This is a genomic window from Streptomyces sp. NPDC096324 (assembly GCF_044763015.1).
Classification (GTDB): domain Bacteria; phylum Actinomycetota; class Actinomycetes; order Streptomycetales; family Streptomycetaceae; genus Streptomyces.
In genome coordinates, this window is the sequence record NZ_JBIWFK010000021.1 from 32,356 (window position 1) to 50,209 (window position 17,854).

Consider the following 17,854-nt stretch of genomic DNA (forward strand, 5'->3'; position numbering starts at 1 on the left):
GACAGCCGTTCGTCAGGACAAGAAGGACCGACCGTGGCAGAGATCGTTCTCGAAGGCATCACCAAGCGCTACCCCGATGGTGCGGTGGCGGTGAAGGACGTCAACCTCCGTGTCGGGGACGGTGAGTTCGTCATCCTCGTCGGTCCCTCCGGCTGCGGTAAGTCCACCACCCTCAACATGATCGCCGGGCTGGAGGACATCACCGAAGGCCGGCTCCTGATCGACGGAGAGGTCGTCAACGACAGGACTCCCAAGGACCGTGACATCGCCATGGTCTTCCAGAGCTACGCCCTGTACCCGCACATGAGTGTGCGCGACAACATGGGCTTCGCACTCCGGCTGGCGAAGGTGGACAAGGCGACCATCCGCGAGAAGGTCGAAGAGGCGGCCCGCATCCTGGACCTGACGGACCATCTGGAGCGCAAGCCCGCCAACCTCTCCGGAGGCCAGCGCCAACGCGTGGCCATGGGACGGGCCATCGTGCGTGACCCGAAGGCGTTCCTGATGGACGAGCCGCTCTCCAATCTGGACGCGAAGCTCCGCGTCCAGATGCGCACCCAGATCTCCCGCCTCCAGCAGCGCCTGGGCAGCACCACGGTCTACGTCACCCACGACCAGACCGAGGCCATGACACTCGGCGACCGGGTGGTGGTGATGCGCGGCGGAATCGTGCAGCAGATCGGAACGCCTCAACGCCTCTACGAGCAGCCGAAGAACCTCTTCGTCGCCGGGTTCATCGGTTCGCCCGCGATGAACTTCCTGCACGCCACCGCGGAGGGCGGCCGCCTGCGCACATCGGTCGGCGACCTCGACCTCGGCGACCGGCTGCGCCGCACGCTCGAGCAGCACAACGCCCCCAGGGACCTGATCGTGGGGCTGCGCCCGGAAGCCTTCGAGGACGCCACTCTCGTGGACCGGGCCAGGGCCGAATCGGGTACGACGTTCAGCGTGGACATCGACGTGGTCGAATCCCTCGGATCGGACGTGTACGCGTACTTCACCGAGGACGAGTGGCAGCCCACCGCCACCTCCGAACTCGCCGAACTCGCGGCCGACTCGGGGACGACCGACACGGGGGCCGGCGGGCACCAGATCGTCACCCGCCTCGACGCGTCCACGCGCGTACGCGAGGGCGGCCGGGCCGAACTCTGGGTGGACACCACCAAGATGCACGTCTTCGACCCGGCTTCCGGGGCCAACCTGACGCTGACCGACGACGAACCCGGCACGTGACCTGATCAAGCCTCCCCGCTGAGAAGGCTCATCGCGTGCGGAACCGTTGCCCGAAGTTCCCTCACCAGTGCGCGTACGACGGCGGTTCCGGCCAGTTCGGAGGTGGTGACGTATCCGACCTGGCGGGTGGGGCGTTCGAGGCCGAGATCAGTGATCCCGACGGTGTTCGCCGCTCCGGCCAGGGAGAGCGCCGGCATGATCGCCATGCCATGACCCGCGCTCACCAGGGAGAGCACCGCTCCGTCGTCCTCGGCCTCGACGGTCACCTTCGGGACCCAGTCCTGTGCCGCCCACCAGTCGCGGGTGTAGGAGCCGCAGTTCTCGGCCCAGTCGACCAGCGGCAGCGAGCGCGGAGCGGTGTGGCCCGTCGGGTGTACGAGGGCGTACGGCTCTTCGAGGAGTCGGTTCGCGACCAGGCCCGGCGGAAGCGGCACGGAGCCGCCCAGTGTGGCGATGGCCAAGTCGGCTTTCCCGTCGGCCACTTCGCCGGCCGTTCCGCGTCCCACCTCGCGTACGATCCGCACCCGTGGTTCGATCCCGGGATGCCGGGCCCGCAGCCGCTGGAGAACGGGCGGCAGCAGGTGGAGAGCCGCGCTGCGAAAGGCCACGATCCCTAGCGGCCCCTCCACCGTGTCGGACCGGGCAGCACCGCGCGCCTCGGCGGTCAGGACGTCCAGCAGGCGCAGGACGCGGCGGGCATGGGCAACGGCCTTGTCCCCGGCGGGCGTGGGGCGGGCGCCGGTGCGGCCGCGGTCGAAGAGCACGGCACCGATCTTGCGCTCGCTGCCGCGTACCGAGTGGGAGACCGCGGACTGCGTCAGAGCGAGTGCCCCGGCGGCGGCCGAGAAGGCTCCGGCGTCCGCGACCGCCACCAGGACACGCAGTTCCTGCGGGGTGAGATCGGCGTGGGTCGTGCGGGCCACAGGGCGCTCCGCCCACTTGACGACTCCGACCCGAGCGGAAGCCCAGTGAGCTGAACGAACGCTGTGGGGACGCCTCCGGTCGGTAGGAAGATCGTGTCCTGAGATTCAGTGCTGTGCGGCGAACATGGCTTCGATCGCCTTGAGCACGACGTCGGGACGTTCCGTCGGCACCTCGTGGGAGGCGCCCTTGACGGTGACGAGCGCTCGGTTGGGCGCCTCCTGGGCGAATGAAGCGGCAGCGTCACGCCAGCGCTGGGCGTCCTCGGGAGACCCGTCGAACGGGGTCTTCCCAGAAACCATGACCGTTGCCGGGACCGAGTCCGGCCACGTCACCTTGTGGAATGCCCGGTGCGCCGGGGCGAAGCCCTCCGCAGTGGAGATGAGCTGGCGGTTCGCCGGCTTCTCCGGATCCTTCTTCGCCGCGTCGATCGCCGGCTGGGTCGCGGCTACGAGGCGGGGAATCTCCTCGTCCGTGAAGAACTGGGGGAGGTTGGCGTCGACCAGGACCGCACCCGAGAGCACCTTCGGATTGCCCTTGGCCAGGTAGTTCGCGATCTCGCCGGCCTGGGAGTGGGCCACCAGCGTCACGTCGTTGGTGACGCCGAGTTGCCTCAGCCCGGCCTCGAGGTCACTGACAGCGCTCTCGACCTTCCACGGGCCGGGCACCACGTCGCTCTTGCCGAGGCCGGCCCGGTCATAGGTGATGACGGTGGCGCCGGTGGCCGCGTGAAGCTTGGGGGCGATGTCCTTCCATTGCGAGGAGTACTCGCCGCCGCCCGAGTCCAGGACGATGGTGGAACCGAATCCGGGAGACCCTGTCAGACGCGGAAGTACAGGGTGCGTTTGAGGAGGCCGAGCGACGACTGCGCCCAGGCGAGGACGTTCAAGGTGGAGTCCAGGTTGCCGGGAGGCTGGTTGACCAGGGTGTCGCGGCGGATGAGCCGGTCGAAGTCGACCGTGACCGGGGCCGTCCGCACGCTGCCGTCGGAGTGGCGGAACCGCACCCCGGCAGTGAGCATGACGTTGATCAGTTCCTGGGCGACGATCCCGTAGGCGACGGTGGTGGGGTGAATGCCGTCGAGCGAGAACAGGCCGCCGTCGGTGCGTTGTGTGCCGTCGCTGGTGATGAAGTGGGAGTTCGGTTCCGGAGCAAGGGCCTTGAGTTGCGGCGGCAGCTGGTAGGGCCGCCACCACGTTGGCTGGGCCGTCATGTCTTTCATGTACCGGCGGGAGGCGAGTCGGTCGAGCAGGCCGGCCGTGTCCATGAGAAGCCAGTCCGCCCCCGCCGTCCGCGCAGCTCTCACGTGGTCGGTGATGGCCTCGTTGTAGAGGTCGATGGCCCGGTCGATGTCCTCCGCCTGCTGCCCCGTCAGGTGAGGGTGAAGGACGGGGCTGAAGGTGTCGTCGTCGATCCAGGGCCGCGTGTAGTAGGGGAAGTACCTGGACCCTGGAGCGCTCTTGGCGCCGATTCCACGGGCGAGCGGGGCGATGGTGACGTGCGGGACGGTGCACCAGATGACGTGGCGAGCCGCGATCTGCCGTACTTGGGCGGCGACTTGCCTCAGCTCGTCCTTGAAGTGGGTGGGATCCCAGACCGTGTACGCCTTCTTGCGTTCGAGGTCGTCGTATCCCTCACCGCTCCACTCCACTTTGAGCTGGGTCACTGTCTGCAAGGCGTTGTTGGCGCCGAGGAAGACGATCAGGGTCTCGATTCCGTGGCCCTCCCCGGTGGGCCGGTCCTCACCGAGGCGGCGGGCGGCCGCCAGCAGCGTCATGGTTCCGCCTCGGTCGACGCTGCCGGAGGGCAGGACCCGTAGTGCCGCGCGGTCACCGTTGTTCTCCACGGTCTGCCGCAGCAGGTTGTCGGTGGGCGTCGCGATGGCGTCCTGGCAGATCTTGGCGCTCTTTTCGAGGACGTCGCGCAGGTCCCAGCCGTACACGGAGAGGTTGTGGTGTGACGGCGTTGATCTGCGGGACGACGCTTCCCGGCCCGCGCTCCCAGTAGTCCTCGACCTCGTCCAGGAACCTGCGGGCGTGGAAGAGGGCCAGGGGGACCTCCCACCAGTCCAGGTCCTTGCCGAAGCGCTCTTGAAGCTCCCTCAGCAGCAGTTCGATGTTGAGGGGCAGCCCTCCGTACCCCGGGTACACGGGGAATCGGAAGTCGGTGCCGGATCCCATTTCGTGAGCGATGATCGCCGGGTAGGACAGGTCGGTGTTGAAGACCGCTCCGCTCTGGAACCCGTGTGTGAGTGAGTCGCCGATCGTCACGAGCCGGTGGCGTGGCTCCTGGCCCTGTTCCGGGTGATCGATCGGGAGGCCCAGCGTGGGGTCCGTGACCGGTTCGCGTGGTGGTTGTCCCCTGCCCGCCAGGACCTCGGACGGGATGGGAGCGTGCGTATGGTCGGCCATGGTGTTCTCCTCGGCCTGATGGAGCTGCGTTCCTGCGTGTGTCAGTGCTCCACTGTGTGTTTTTCGAGCCAGCCGAGCAGAGCGGCGAACGCCGGGGACATGGCGGCTTCGGACTGGGTCAGAGTGGTCGAGCGGCCACCGTCCTCCACCGTGATCGTGTGGCTCATCGCGTCCCTGGCCCGGCTCGGCCGTTCGCGCCCGGCCTCGGGGGCGGCTGCCGACACGAGCCGGTCCAGCTCGCCCGCCGCGCTCTCGGTCAGGGCATCGGTGTCCAGCACCTTGGGCGGGAGGCCCAGGCGGATCGCGGCCGCCTGGCCTCCCTGTGCTTCCCAGGTCACCCTCATCGGGCACACCTTCCCGGCCGACCGACCGGCGCCTCGCCGTTGGAGGCCGCCGGCGTCAACCGCCGTCGGTCACTTGCCCTTCAGCGCGGTCACGTCCCTGGCCAGCCCCGTCACCTGGGCGGCCAGTGCGCCGATCTGTTGGCTCACGGTTGCCATTCCCCTGTCCCCGCCCGCGCCACCGTTCCGGTTGGCGGCAAGGCTCCGCGAGCGGGCGACGCCTGCCAGGATGCCGCTGATCTGGATTCCGACATCCTGCCAGGCGGCCAGTACGGCGAGCTGTTCGGCGCTGTCGTCGCCGAACAATTCCGCGGCCTTCCGGTACGTGGTGTTCGCGAACTCCTGGAACTGCGTCTCGGCGTTGGAAGCCTTGAGTGATTCGTACCAGATGAGGCCGGGAGCCTCCCAGGCGAATCCGCCGATGCGCGACGCCGTCAGGAAGAACGCCTTGTTCGGGATGCCGGAGTTGACGTGCACCCCGCCGAGGTCGCCCTTCTCGGTGTCCGGCAGTCGAACGAAGTGCTCCATGTGGTCGGGTTGGGGGTCCCTGCCGAACAGGGCGTTGTCGTACGCGTGCCCCGGTGCCTTCATCGACCGCAGGGCGTCGGCGTCGATTCCCGGGGTGAAGATGTCAGGCCCGATCAGCCAGTCCGCCTCATCGGCCGACTGCTTCAGCGACCACTGTTTGACCAGCGACCCGAAGACGTCCGACATGGATTCGTTCAGAGCCCCGGACTGGTTGTGATACTTGAGTCCCGCGGTGAGCTCGGTGACTCCGTGCGTCAGCTCATGGCCGATCACGTCGACGGATCCGGTGAAGTCGGAGAACATCCTTCCGTCCCCGTCGCCGAAGACCATCTGTTGGCCGTCCCAGAAGGCGTTGTTGAAGCGTTCACCGAAGTGGGCGAACGCGTCCAGTCGCATCCCCCGGCCGTCGATCGAATTGCGGTTGAACACCGCCTTGTAGAAATCGCGTGTCGTTCCGAGTCCGCCGAATGCCCGGTTGACGGAATCGTCCGGGGACTCCGGGCCGTCCTCCGACCGGGCGAGAACGGCCGAGGGGAGGAAAGTGCCGTTCTGGCAGTCGAAGACGGTCCGCCGGCCGTTGCCCGGGGCGGCAGCGAAGCCGGCGAAGGACGCCCGGATCCCTCGCTCACCCCGCAACCGAGCCGTGGTCAGCATGGTGTTCAGCGCCACCTGGCGCACTTCGCTGTCGTCACTGCTCAGAAGCTTCTCGAGCAGGTGTGGGGGGATGATGCAATGCAGGTGGGAGGTCCTGGTCATGGGACACCTCGCGTACATGGGGAGAGGCGGGGAAACCTCACTCATCGGATGTGGTTCCGTGGTTGTTCGCCGCGTTCGGAACAATCACGCCGATCCCGACTGGAGCTCGCCCTCGTCGATCGTCTGCGCCGGAGGCGGCGCATCGACGGTGTCGATCGCCAGGCGGACGGTTTACTGTGGCCGGACAATCGCGTCTGACGCGCCGGGCCCCACCTGCTCCGCACCTCTGTACGGCGAGGTGAATTCCGGGATGCCGGCTCAGCCGTGTAGCGAGCGGTCTCACTCTCTCTGCTTCGTGCGCATGACCGAAGAGGTGAGAACCGTGTCTACTTCGAGTATCCGCTCGGTGCCATCGGCGCGCACCCCGGGCGAGGCCCCGTTTCCCTGGATTGCGCGGACCGGCCCGGCTGCTTTCCTCAGGCAACAACTTCCGCGCACGCTCGGTTACTTCAGGCGTGAGTTCGGTGTTCACGCCATGCCGCTCACGCCTGTCCAGTGCCCTGCGCCAGCAGTTGATCGTCAGAAGTTCCGTGGCTTCTGACGATCAACCACTGACGGAGGACACTAGGGCAGCGGGAAGGCTGTGCACGTCGGACTGTCCAGGCACGCCTGCATCTCATCCTGCTTCGCCTGGTTCCGCGTCTGCAGTGCCTCTATGTACATCCCGGCCTGACCTGGCAGACCTCCGCATTCTGCGGGTTTGGCGTCCTGGTAGGGGTCGGAGTTGAGCAAAGCGTCGGTGTCGGCGTTCCATCTGTCGATGGCCTTGGACCACGCTTCGACGCACGCTGCCCGCTTCTGTTTGGCGCTGAGTTCGGGTGTCTTCGTTGCGGTGACGGTGGCTTTCGGTTCACTGCCAGCGTTGGAACAACTGGCCAGCGTGAGAGCGGCGATGGTGGCGAGGATGGCGCCAGCGGTGCGGTTCATGGTCCCCCCATGGTTGTGCGGTGTCGGGATACTAGTGCCCTGCGCCAGAGGTCGATCGTTGGACGTTGCGTGACCTCTGGATCGACAAGGAGGTGCCCGCGCACCTGCAAGTCCACCCGATCGTCGACAACTACGGCACCTGCAGGACCTCTGCGATCAAGGCGTGGCCGGCGCACACCCGCGGTTCGGGCTGCACTTCACTCCGATCAGCTCCCGAGTCCGGTTGGAGTCGCTCGGGGTGCCGGGGTGGGAGCGCGGAAACGATCGTCGTGGATGAGAGGGGTTTCCGCTTCCTCCACCGGTCCCCGCAAGTCGACCGTGAATCCGGCCTGTTCGAGTGCCGTGGTACCTGCCGTGCTGGCCATGGCCGGCACGAGCCGGGTGGACGTGATGTGCAGGGGCACGACTTCGGTCCGGTTCGCGACGGTCTCCAGAGCGGTCAGCTCCTGGCCGTCGGACAGTTCGATCCGCACTCGGAAGACGGGCCGGTTCTCCACCGCGGCGCGGGTGAACACGGGGTGAACCGCGGTACGCAGCCCGGCTTCCCTCGCGAACGCGCGCTCCTGGGGATCCTCGCCCACGAAGACGCAGTCGTCGGCCGCCGCGGGCGGTGAGTCCTCCCCCGCCGTGCCGGCGACCGCGTCGTCGAAGATCTCCCGGTTGTCCTTGGAACCCCAGTGCACGAGCGTGCTGTCCGCGAAGCGGCCGGGGAACGCCTCCTGCAGAGCCGAGAGGGCGCGCTCCACGGCACCTTCACCAGGGCCGGGGTTGGAAATGACACCCTTGCGTACGTCGCGGAATTCATCGAGCACGGCGAGGACACGCGGTCGGGGCAGCAGCGTCAGCGAACCGTCCCCCTCCACGCGGGCGTCGGCCAGGGTCGCTCCTATGTCAAAGAAGAGCACGGGCATCTGGACGCCTCCGCGAGGTGAACCCGGACCCGGAGTCGGCACGCGCCCAAGCGAAACGGTCATACCAGGAAAGGCTGTTCAGGAGCGAAGGGGGCCGCAGGGGCCGGTGTCGCCCACAACGAAAATCCTGAGGCCCGTGCCGTCCACCGGCGGCCGCACAGGCGCTCCGAGCACGGACTCCCGGCTCCTCCATCGTCCTCCTTCGGTTGCGCCTTCGCATCCTGAGATGTATGAGAATGCCGTTCAACTTGGGACAGTTGAAGGAGACACGGAGTGCGAGGACGTCATCGGCTGGGCGGGCGCCCACCCCGATGCCCGAAGGTGAACACGTCGGAACCTCCTCGGAACGAGGCATCCCCCAGGCGGAAAGCCGCCTTGGCAATACTCCGCGGGAGGAGGAGCATTTCGCCCTCGGTGACCGTCGGGGGGAGCGGCATGCGAGGTCGAGGGGTGGCTGCTGAGGCTGAGGCTGAGCCCGGCATACCGTACCGGGAGCGTTTGTCCACGGCTGCCGCCTATGGCGTCGCCTGCCTGCTGCATATCCTGACGGCGAGTTCGCTGATCGGCGGTCTGCTGCTGATCGTTCTGCGCCTCAAGACGGTGGTGCAGCCGCTGATCGGACTGGTGCTGGTCCTGTGCGCCACCCTCTTGCGGCCGCGCTTCGACAGACTCGACCCGGACCTGCCCACGTTGTCGCGGGAGGAAGCGCCTGCCCTTTACGCCCTGTTGGACGACGTTGCGGATGCGCTGGGCGTACGGCGCCTCGATGTCGTCCAGCTCAGCACGGACTTCTCCGTACGGGCCACCACCTACGGCATACGACGCCGACGGCGACTGGTGCTCGGCTATCCCCTCTGGCTGGCCTTCGCGCCCCAGCAGAGAGTCGCCGCTCTCGCACATGAGTTGGGGCACTTCGCATCTCGCGATGTCCGGCGTGGGGCGCTGGTCGGCAGCGCGCTGGCCGCCTTGGCCGGCGGGGTGGAACAGATGGAACACCGGGCCACCACGGCGGACGCGGCCTTCGACACCTCCCCGCTCTCCCGGTATGCCGATGAGATGGCCGTGGCGGCCGTGCGGTTCAAGGCCCATGGCCGCACAGCGGATTGGGCGCTGTGGATCCCAGGTCTGCTGATGAAAGGCGCCGTTCGGCTGCTGGTCCGGCTCACACGGCCAAGTGCCCGGCGCGCGGAGTTCGAGGCGGACGCCGCGGCTGCTCGTATCGCTTCCACCCGAGCGGCCCTCTCAGCCTTGCATGACCGACGACTGGCCGACGGCGTCACCATCGAGGTACACCGACTGGCCGTCGCAGCGCAGACGTTCGGCTGGACCGGCAGTGCCCAGAACGTGGACGAAGACTTTTGGACGAAGGTCGGCGCACACGTGGTATCACTGCGTGACGGCGCCCGAAGCAAGGGCGATGACATCAACCCAGGCAACGGGGTCCCGGCAGAAGATCCCGCCCCGCCGAGCGGACAGGGCAAGGATTCCGCTCTCCCAGCCAGCGGCCCGCGCATGGCGCGACTGTCTCTGGGGACGACGCACCCGGCCACCGTCACGCTCGATACGGCCCAGGCCGCCGCCATCGAGGACGAACTCCGCGAACAGAAGCGCCTACTGGCTCGTAAGACCGTTCAAGACTGCGTCCAGGACTGAAGTTGTCGACGTGCCGGCCATCGCGAACCAGCGCGATGCAGTCGGCTGCTACGTTCCGAGCCATGAACGACAGCGTGTACGTGGGCAACGCGGGCAAGGACGCGGCACTGGACCGGGGGTGGCTGCTGGGGCATTTCAAGGACGTCTCCGACCCCCGACACAGTGAGGCCCTGGAGATCAAATGGGGCGTCCATCCGCAGGGCGACGAGCGGGCGCAGTGGGTGACGGGTGAGGAACGCACCGCCCTGCTGGTCCTGATCAGTGGACGTTTCCGGGTGGAACTGCCGGGACGCAGCGTGCTCCTGGCCGAGCAGGGGGACTACGTCGTGTGGGGCCGGGGCGTCGATCACTCCTGGTTCGCGGAGGAGGAGTCCGTGGTTCTGACAGTCCGCTGGCCCTCGGTCCCCGGGTACAAGGCGACCGAGTAGGACGATGCGACGTTTGCCCTGGCCGCTCATTACCCGCGTGGCTACCGGCGCCGTCGTCCCTGTGTGCCCTGCCGCCGCGGCCGGGGCGGGGGCCCGCGGCCGCGGCGAAGGCGGCGGTTCCGATGCCGGCAGGACCGGACCCGGCAGTGGCTGCCGGCAGCCCGATGCCAGGCCGTGCCCGCGACGTCGCGCCTGCCCGGCGACGCCTGGCAGGTTCTAGCGATTGACGGATCGCATACCGGCCTCGTCGTAGCGTTCTCCCGCCGCCTCAGGCAGCTCCGCGTCGATGCGGGCCAGGTCGTCCTTGGTCAGCTCGATGTCGACCGCGGCGGCGTTCTGCTCCAGGTAGCTGCGACGCTTGGTGCCGGGGATCGGCACCAGGTGCTCACCCTGGGCGAGTACCCAGGCGATGGCGAGCTGGCCCGGGGACACGTCCTTCTCGGCGGCGATCTCCTTCACCTTGGCCGCGAGCCGCATGTTCGCCTCGATGTTGGCGTCCTGGAAGCGCGGGTTCTGGCGGCGCCAGTCGTTCGCGTCCAGCTCGTCCGGCGAGGTGAACCGGCCCGCGAGGAAGCCACGGCCGAGCGGCGAGTACGGCACGAAGCCGATGCCCAGCTCACGGCAGGCGGGCAGCACCTCGGCCTCCACGTCCCGGGACCACAGCGAGTACTCGCTCTGCACCGCGGTGATCGGGTGCACGGCGTTGGCGCGCCGGATGGTCTCCGCGCTCGCCTCACTCAGGCCGATGGCGCGCACCTTGCCCTCGGCGACCAGTTCGCCCAGCGCGCCGACGGTCTCCTCGATGGGTACGTTCGGGTCGACCCGGTGCTGGTAGTACAGGTCGATGTAGTCGGTCCCCAGACGCTGAAGGGAGCCTTCGACCGAGCTTCGGGCGTGCCCGGCCGAGCCGTCCTGCGGTCCGACCGTGCTGATGTCGCCGGGTACGGCGTCGTCCATCCGGTAGTTGAACTTCGTCGCGATCACGTACTCCTCGCGGCGCCCCCGGATCGCCTCGCCCAGGAGCGACTCGTTGGTGAGCGGCCCGTACATCTGCGCGGTGTCGAGGAAGTTCACCCCGAGGTCGAGGGCGTGCCGGATGGTCGCGACCGCCTCCTCCTGATCCGTGGATCCGTAGAAGGCGGACATGCCCATGCATCCCAAGCCGATGGCCGATACCTGAAGGTCCCGCAGGCTGCGCTTCTGCATGCCGTCTCCCAGTTTTCTGTGCACACGCGTCATGTCGTTCATCGGGCGACGAAGCCCTTCATCCATCCAGCGACGATTTCCACGGCCGGGCATCCCGTGAGGGGCCGGGGCCGCAGGTTTCGTGCGCCGTGGTGTCTGCGACGCTACGACCTGGAGCGCACTCCAGCGCAAGTCGGCTCTCACGCCGAGATCACCTCGACGAGGACGTACCGGCGCGGCCCCGGATACGTCCTTGCCCCGACTTCACCCTGTCCGGCGGGCCGCACACGCGGTCAGCGGCCGACGGGTGCCAGATCCTTCCGGGGTGTGCTGTCGGATCCGGTGCGCAGGGTCCCGGCGGCAACGGCGGTGGTCACGCACAGCAGGGTCAGCAGGATGAAGGCGTGGTTGAGGGCGACCAGGTGGGTCAGCCAGCCGATGACGGCGGGACCGGCGAGCATGCCGACGTAGCCGAGTCCGGCGACGCGGGAGACGTTGGCGCCGGCGGCCGCGGGATCGGCGTGCCCGGCCGCGCTGAACAGTTGGGGGACGGTGCCCGACAGGCCCAGGCCGAACAGTGCCCAGCCCGCGAACGCGGCCCACATCCACGGGCCGAGAGCCACGAGCGTGATGCCGACGGCCGCCATGGCCGCGCCGTGGCGCAGGACCGCCATGGAGCCGAACCGGGCCACGAGGCGGTCGGCGAGCAGCCGGCCGATGGTCATGGCCGCGGCGAACGTGCCATAGGCGAAGGCGGCCGTGCTGGCCGGCGCGCCGAGGACGTCCTTGAGGTGCAGGGCGCTCCAGTCGTTGGCGGCGCCCTCGCACAGCATGACCATCAGCGCCAGGACGGCGAGGAGCCAGACGCGGCGCTTACCGCCGCGGGGCGTGCCCGCCGGTGATGCCTCGGCCGCGTCCGCGGAGCGGGAGCCCGAGTCCGGGTCGGATTCCGGGTCCGGGGCGGCGGCGACGGTTGCCGGGGCCATCGGCAACAGGGCGCGCGCCGACGCGAGGGCGATCACGATGCCCACGGCTCCCAGCGCGGCCATGCTCGGGACCGGGCTCACGCCCGCACGCGCGGCTCCGGCCGCGACGAGGGCGGCGATGACACCGCCGACGGAGAACGTGGCGTGGAAGCCCGACATGACGGGCCGGCCGTACGCCTTCTCCACGTGGACGGCGTGGGCGTTCATGCTCACGTCCAGGCAGCCGTTGCAGAACCCGAAGGCCAGCAGCGCTCCCGCCAGCGCCCAGGGGGTCTCGGCGAGACCGGGCAGAATCAGGGCCGCGCCACAGAGCACTCCGCCGGCCGGGACCACGACGCGTGCGCCGAGGCGGTCGGTCAGGGGGCCCGCCACCTGCATCCCGGCGAAGGCCCCGAGCCCGAGCAGGACCAGCAGGCCGCCCAGCGTCGCGTGGCTGACGCCCACGCGCTCCTCCGCGGCGGGAATGTGCACCACCCAGGCGCCCATGAGGGTGCCGCACAGGACGAAGTAGACATAGGTCGCCACGCGGGCGGCTCTGAGCGAAGGTTGCATGCCGCACACCGTAACGAACGATTTCGATGTTCGAAAGTGCGAGTCTTGAACACATTGCATGTTCATTGTGCCGTGGTGTTCAATCCCGGTATGAGCAACGCAGAGCGGCACGGGCTGATCGCGAAGGCCGTCAGGGACTCCGGCGGCGCGACGGTCCAGCAACTCGCGGAGCTGACCGGCGCCTCGGAGATGACCATCAGGCGCGACCTCGACACCCTGGCCGGCCAGGGTGTCCTCGAACGCGTCCGTGGCGGCGCGCGCACGCTGCTCCTCAGGGGCGAGGAGCCCCCGTTCGCACTGCGCACCAACGAGTCGGTCGACGCCAAGCGCCGGATCGCCGCCGAGGTCTCCGCGCTGATCGCCGACGGCGAGAGCGTCCTGCTGGACAGCGGCACCACCTGCCTGGAGGTCGCCCGCCTCCTGCGCGAGCGCCCCGTCACCGTGATGCCGCTGTCCCTGCAAGCCATCCACCTGCTCGGTGAGACACCCGGCACGGCAACGCTGGTGGTGCCCGGCGGACAGCCCCGCGCCGCCGAGGGAGCCCTCACCGGCCCGCTCACTCTCGCTTCCCTGGCAGCCCTGCGTTTCGACACCGCGGTCATGGGCTGCTGCGGACTGAGCGCGGCCGACGGCCTGACCGCCTACGACCTCGACGAGGCCGCGGTGAAGAAGGCGGGCATCACCTCGTCGCGTCGCCTCGTCCTCGCCACCGACGGCAGCAAGTTCGGCCGCACCGCCTACGCCTACGTCGGCCCGTCCACGCTTGTGCACACCCTCGTCACCGACACCACCGCACCCACCGAGGAACTGGCCGCGCTCGAAAGCGGCGGCACCATCGTCAAAACCGTCTGACCACCCCTCCGCGCGGCCCAGGCATCCACCGGGGTCGTCGTGGCCGCCGGGGTCACCAAAGCCCTACGAGCAGGAAGGGCCGGATGTCGGCACCGACATCGCAGCGGCCGGAACGGGTCGACCCACCCTCGCGAGGGTGGGCCCGATGACCGTCAGTAGGGTGGTGACATGCACATACGGGGGCGCAGGCTCAGATTCACCGCGGTGTCGGCACTGGTCGTGCTGGCCCTGACCGGATTCTCGTCGGGCCGTCACGGGAGCCGTGGCCATCACAGCGGGGGCGGTTGCAGCAGTTCCAGCCAGGACCACGACAGTTCGTCCACGTCGGGCAGCAGCGGCTCGTCCGGTGGCAGCGACGACTACGGGACGAGTACGGGTGACAGCGGCGGACCCACGTACCGTTCCCGTCCCACCCACCGTGCGACCACCGCCACTCCCTCCCCCAGCCGTACCGCCCAACCCCTGAAGGCCGGCACCGCCGTGCTCGTCCACTGCGCGAGCACGGACGACCCGTATGCGACCGTCGAGATCAGGAATCCGAACGGACGCGACGGCGTCTTCGCCCTGAAGGTCAGCTTCAAGGACCGGAACGGCGGCACCGTCATCGAGAGTGGCGATCAGGTCTCGGTGCCCGCGAAGGACAGGACGACCTACCGGGTGCCCGTCGCCGGCGCCGGGGGCGGCGTGGACCGGATCGATCACTGCGAGGTCGATCCACGGGCCACTGCCGTCCGGTAACACCCTCCGGAACTCACCACGTCCGGGAACCGGTTGGGCAACGCGCGGTCGCCGAGACGACCGCGACATCGCGGCCGTTCGTTCATTTCCGGAATGAATGAAGCAAGCCGTGCCGCAACTCTTGTCAGGTTCTGAACAATCTCCTACGTTCCGGAGGAGAGCGTGGGACCGCTCCCACGCGTCGTCTCACCCATCGAGCAACGGAGCTCCGATGACGACAACTTTCGTACGGCCCAGGTGGTTCGCAGGCCTCGTACGGCCCAAGTGGTTCCTGGGCGCCGTGTTCGCCGCGTGCGTGATGCTCATCGCGGCGCAGCAACCCGCGCACGCCGCCTCCTGGGGCACGCCGCAGACCGTCAACTCCTGAAACCTCATCAGCGGCAGGTGGACGGCCAACAACGAGTTGGAGACGTACACGCCGGACTGTGTCTGGTACGACGGCGGCACCCTGATGATCAAGACGTACAACGCGGGTGGCGGGGTCTACTACTCCGGCCGTGTGGAGTCGAAGGCCCTGTACGGCTACGGCACGTACAGCTTCACCGCGAACATGCCCAATGGGCAGGGACTGCTTCCGGCGGTATGGGCGGCCTATCTGAACCCCTGGCTCCCCGAGTTCGACGCGGCCGAGATCGTCGGGTCCCGTCCCAACACCGTTTACCAGACCTTCCACGACACCAGTAACGCGCAGACCCAGTGGGCCGTGAACAACTCGGCGGGCTGGACCAACAGCTTCCACGTCTACGCGTTCAGCTGGTGGCCCGACCGCATCGACTTCTGGGTGGACGGCGTCTTCCAGGGGACCAAGTGGTACACCACCGCTCCGGGCGTCGGCATGCACTTCATCGTCAACACGGCGGTGGGCGGTGACTGGCCGGGCAACCCGGACTCCTCGACCTGGGCCACCGCGGACGGTGCCCGCTACCTCAAGGTCTCCGCGATCACGTACACCCCGTACTACCCCTGAGCCGCCCCCTCCCGGCTGTTACCGTCGCGCCATGTCCAAGACCGAGATAGACGCCCTGACCACCGAGTTCTTCGGTGCCTTCGACAACCGGGGCGGCCTGGCCGCCGACGTGGACCGGATCAGGCGACTCGTTCTCCCCGGCGGGGTGATCGTCAAGACCGGCCCCGAATTCACCGTCTACACGGTGGACGAGTTCATCGAGCCACGCCGGCACCTGCTGACCGAGGGCCGCCTGGTCGAGTTCTCCGAGTGGGAGACCTCCGAACGGACGGAGATCGCGGGCGATATCGCGTCCCGGTTCAGCGAATACCGCAAGTCCGGGACCTTGGACGGCCGGAGGTTCGAGGGAGACGGCACCAAGACCATCCAGTTCGTACGCACTTCACAGGGCTGGCGGATCGCGGCGGTCGCCTGGTACGACCGGCCCTGACCGCACACGAGTCGCACAACGACCCAACGACACACTCTCACCTGAAGCCCCATCAGAACGTTTACACACAGCCCCCTTTGTCGCAGCGCACCGAGGGTGGCAGGCTCGTCACCAAGCGCGCTTCCGCTGACTCCCGGGCGGGACCGGCGGAAGCGCGCTCCTCATGGCACACTGCGGCCATGCCTGACGGCCACGCCTCCGCGACGCCCCGACTCCGGCCGGATCCGCCCCGCGTGGCTTGGCGCAAGGAGATGCGCGAGCGGGTCATCATCGAGGCCCGGTCGCTCGCCGCCGAAAGCGGCTGGGACCGCGTCCGGGTGGCCGACCTCGCCCTGCGGGCCGACGTGTCGCGCCCTTCGATCTACAAGGAATTCGGGGACCGCGCCGGGATCGGCCGCGCCCTGGTGGAGCGCGAGACGGACGAGTTCCTCATCGGCCTCGCCGCAGTTCTGGACGGCCACCGCGGCCGTCCCGCCTCCGCGCTGGAGGCGGCCGTGGCCCACGCCCTGGAGCAGGCGGAGGTCAACCCGTTCGTCGGTGCCGTACTGAACGCCACGCGCGGGGGCACCGACGCCCTGCTGCCCTTTCTGACCAGCAGACCTGAGCCCGTCTTCTCCAGCACGCGAGGACTGCTCTGCGCGTGGCTCGGCGAAGAAGTCCCGCAAGCCGCCGAGGACCGTCGTGCGACCGCCGCGGATCTGGCCGTACGCCTCACCGTCAGTCACATGCTGCTGCCCGCCCACGACCCAGGGTCGACTCCGCTCCACGTCGCACGGACCGTGTGCACGATCCTCGGGGTGCCGGAGCAGGACTGACCGGCACGCGGCCGTCCATCGGGCCGGACGCCGACCAGAAGCCTCCCCCAATTCGTCCCGCGTGGCGCACCGCGGCGATGCCCCGGTCTCGGCGCGCGAGGTCGTCGCGTGTCTGAGCGGGGCCGGCCGGGACCGGCGGGTGCCGGGTGAGAAGACGATCACTCTTCGGGAAGGACGCGCCGGACGGACGGAACGACGCTCGGACACCGAGGACTGACGGGCCGACCCCGCCACTCACCATGTTGCTGCATATATCTCGCTGTTGCAAGTTGTTCGCAATAAAGGCATAGGGTGTCCCGGGACGATCACTCACCCGGAAAGGGGACCTGCCCGATGGGCACCTACGCGCTTCCCGACCTGCCCTACGACTACGCCGCGCTGGAGCCGGCCATCACCGGAGAGATCCTGGAGCTTCACCACGCCAGGCACCACGCCGCCTACGTCAAGGGAGCCAACGACACCCTGGAGCAGATCGCCGAGATCCGCGACAAGGACCGGATGACGCCCGCCTCGCTGGTCGGGCTGGAGAAGACCTTCGCCTTCAACCTCTCCGGCCACGTCCTGCACTCGATCTTCTGGCAGAACCTCTCCCCCGACGGCGGCGACCGACCGGAAGGCGCCCTCGCCGACGCCATCGACGAACACCTGGGCGGCTTCGAGCAGTTCAAGAAGCAGCTCACCATCGCCACCAGCAGCGTCCAGGGTTCCGGCTGGGGTGTCCTCGCCTGGGAACCCCTCGGCAGGCGCCTGATCGTGGAGCAGGTCTACGACCACCACGGCAACGTCGGCCAGGGGAGCACCCCGTTGCTCGTCTTCGACGCCTGGGAACACGCGTACTACCTCCAGTACAAGAACGTCCGCCCCGACTACGTCACCAAGCTGTGGGACCTGGTCAACTGGGAGGACGTGACGGCCCGGTTCACCAGGGCAAGCGACAACTGACCCACACCACCGGCGAAACCACCACCGGCACCACCGGGCCGGGCGGCCCCCCGCGCCTCCCGGCCCGATCCGGTTCGCGTCGTAGATCGACCGCCGTGGAATCGGGTTGCGCCCCGGCCCGGCCACCAGTCCGCGGTGTGCCAGGCGATCGCCTCCCAGCCGACCACTTCCTTGATGTGGGGCGGGATCACCCCGAGTTCACGGACCTCCTGGGTCAAGGCAGCTTTCAGTGGGAGATCACCGAACTGGTGGAGGTCACGTCCGCGCGAATGCAGCAA

The 17,854-nt window shown here is 68.5% G+C and carries 20 protein-coding genes; 10 read left to right on the forward strand and 10 right to left on the reverse strand.

What is annotated here, in order from left to right; translation table 11 throughout:
* The first annotated feature begins 33 nt into the window (after positions 1-33).
* On the forward strand, positions 34-1,233 hold the full coding sequence (locus tag ACIQ7M_RS37235) for an ABC transporter ATP-binding protein (protein WP_403652617.1): 1,200 nt from the start codon (positions 34-36) through the stop codon (positions 1,231-1,233).
* 5 nt (positions 1,234-1,238) lie between these two features.
* Here the strand turns inward: ACIQ7M_RS37235 and ACIQ7M_RS37240 are convergent, their stop codons facing one another.
* The 8 genes from ACIQ7M_RS37240 to ACIQ7M_RS37275 form a co-directional block, all read right to left on the reverse strand.
* Positions 1,239-2,156 carry a LysR family transcriptional regulator gene (locus ACIQ7M_RS37240; RefSeq protein WP_403652620.1) on the reverse strand — a complete coding sequence of 306 codons (918 nt, stop codon included), beginning with the start codon at positions 2,154-2,156 and terminating at the stop codon, positions 1,239-1,241.
* A 105-nt stretch (positions 2,157-2,261) separates the two neighbouring features.
* Entirely contained in the window at positions 2,262-3,029 is a 768-nt protein-coding gene (locus tag ACIQ7M_RS37245) for an alpha/beta fold hydrolase (RefSeq protein ID WP_403652786.1), read from the reverse strand.
* Entirely contained in the window at positions 2,975-4,096 is a 1,122-nt protein-coding gene (locus ACIQ7M_RS37250; RefSeq protein ID WP_403652622.1) for a hypothetical protein, read from the reverse strand. Before ACIQ7M_RS37250 ends, ACIQ7M_RS37245 begins: the two co-directional genes overlap by 55 nt.
* Positions 3,984-4,565, reverse strand: coding sequence for a hypothetical protein (locus tag ACIQ7M_RS37255; protein WP_403652625.1), 582 nt, complete (start codon positions 4,563-4,565; stop codon positions 3,984-3,986). The genes ACIQ7M_RS37250 and ACIQ7M_RS37255 overlap by 113 nt, the downstream gene beginning before the upstream one ends.
* A 41-nt stretch (positions 4,566-4,606) precedes the next feature.
* Complete coding sequence (locus tag ACIQ7M_RS37260) at positions 4,607-4,909, reverse strand: protealysin inhibitor emfourin (protein WP_403652628.1); 303 nt, start codon at positions 4,907-4,909, stop codon at positions 4,607-4,609.
* A gap of 69 nt (positions 4,910-4,978) precedes the next feature.
* Positions 4,979-6,190: a M4 family metallopeptidase gene (locus ACIQ7M_RS37265; RefSeq protein WP_403652631.1), complete on the reverse strand. Its 1,212-nt coding sequence runs from the start codon at positions 6,188-6,190 to the stop codon at positions 4,979-4,981.
* 564 nt (positions 6,191-6,754) lie between these two features.
* On the reverse strand, positions 6,755-7,117 hold the full coding sequence (locus ACIQ7M_RS37270) for a hypothetical protein (RefSeq protein WP_403652634.1): 363 nt from the start codon (positions 7,115-7,117) through the stop codon (positions 6,755-6,757).
* A 206-nt stretch (positions 7,118-7,323) separates the two neighbouring features.
* Positions 7,324-8,028, reverse strand: a complete 705-nt coding sequence (locus tag ACIQ7M_RS37275; protein WP_403652637.1) for an HAD family hydrolase — start codon at positions 8,026-8,028, stop codon at positions 7,324-7,326.
* A 498-nt stretch (positions 8,029-8,526) separates the two neighbouring features.
* Between ACIQ7M_RS37275 and ACIQ7M_RS37280 the strand changes: the two genes are divergently transcribed.
* Positions 8,527-9,681 (forward strand): M48 family metallopeptidase, encoded by a 1,155-nt coding sequence (locus tag ACIQ7M_RS37280; protein WP_403652640.1) that lies wholly within the window; start codon positions 8,527-8,529, stop codon positions 9,679-9,681.
* Positions 9,682-9,743: 62 nt separating this feature from the next.
* Positions 9,744-10,109, forward strand: a complete 366-nt coding sequence (locus ACIQ7M_RS37285; protein WP_403652643.1) for a signal peptidase I — start codon at positions 9,744-9,746, stop codon at positions 10,107-10,109.
* Between the two features lie 216 nt (positions 10,110-10,325).
* On the opposite strand, the gene ACIQ7M_RS37290 is transcribed toward ACIQ7M_RS37285, so the two are convergent.
* Positions 10,326-11,315, reverse strand: a complete 990-nt coding sequence (locus ACIQ7M_RS37290) for an aldo/keto reductase (RefSeq protein WP_386977720.1) — start codon at positions 11,313-11,315, stop codon at positions 10,326-10,328.
* Positions 11,316-11,587: 272 nt separating this feature from the next.
* Entirely contained in the window at positions 11,588-12,832 is a 1,245-nt protein-coding gene (locus ACIQ7M_RS37295) for an MFS transporter (protein WP_403652647.1), read from the reverse strand.
* Between the two features lie 90 nt (positions 12,833-12,922).
* Here ACIQ7M_RS37295 and ACIQ7M_RS37300 point away from each other — a divergent pair, with 90 nt between their 5' ends.
* The 7 genes from ACIQ7M_RS37300 (at position 12,923) to ACIQ7M_RS37330 (ending at position 17,576) form a co-directional block, all read left to right on the forward strand.
* Positions 12,923-13,684: a DeoR/GlpR family DNA-binding transcription regulator gene (locus ACIQ7M_RS37300; RefSeq protein WP_403652650.1), complete on the forward strand. Its 762-nt coding sequence runs from the start codon at positions 12,923-12,925 to the stop codon at positions 13,682-13,684.
* Between the two features lie 168 nt (positions 13,685-13,852).
* On the forward strand, positions 13,853-14,422 hold the full coding sequence (locus ACIQ7M_RS37305) for a hypothetical protein (protein ID WP_403652653.1): 570 nt from the start codon (positions 13,853-13,855) through the stop codon (positions 14,420-14,422).
* Between the two features lie 211 nt (positions 14,423-14,633).
* The gene (locus tag ACIQ7M_RS37310; protein ID WP_403652656.1) at positions 14,634-14,789 is read left to right on the forward strand and encodes a hypothetical protein; all 156 of its coding nucleotides are present in this window, start codon (positions 14,634-14,636) and stop codon (positions 14,787-14,789) included.
* A 36-nt stretch (positions 14,790-14,825) separates the two neighbouring features.
* A complete protein-coding gene (locus ACIQ7M_RS37315) occupies positions 14,826-15,389 on the forward strand; it encodes a family 16 glycosylhydrolase (RefSeq protein ID WP_403652659.1) in 564 nt (187 codons plus the stop codon).
* 31 nt (positions 15,390-15,420) lie between these two features.
* A complete protein-coding gene (locus ACIQ7M_RS37320; protein WP_403652662.1) occupies positions 15,421-15,819 on the forward strand; it encodes a DUF4440 domain-containing protein in 399 nt (132 codons plus the stop codon).
* 179 nt (positions 15,820-15,998) lie between these two features.
* A complete protein-coding gene (locus tag ACIQ7M_RS37325) occupies positions 15,999-16,634 on the forward strand; it encodes a TetR family transcriptional regulator (RefSeq protein WP_403652666.1) in 636 nt (211 codons plus the stop codon).
* A gap of 333 nt (positions 16,635-16,967) precedes the next feature.
* Positions 16,968-17,576 (forward strand): superoxide dismutase, encoded by a 609-nt coding sequence (locus tag ACIQ7M_RS37330; protein ID WP_403652669.1) that lies wholly within the window; start codon positions 16,968-16,970, stop codon positions 17,574-17,576.
* Positions 17,577-17,854 lie beyond the last annotated feature (278 nt).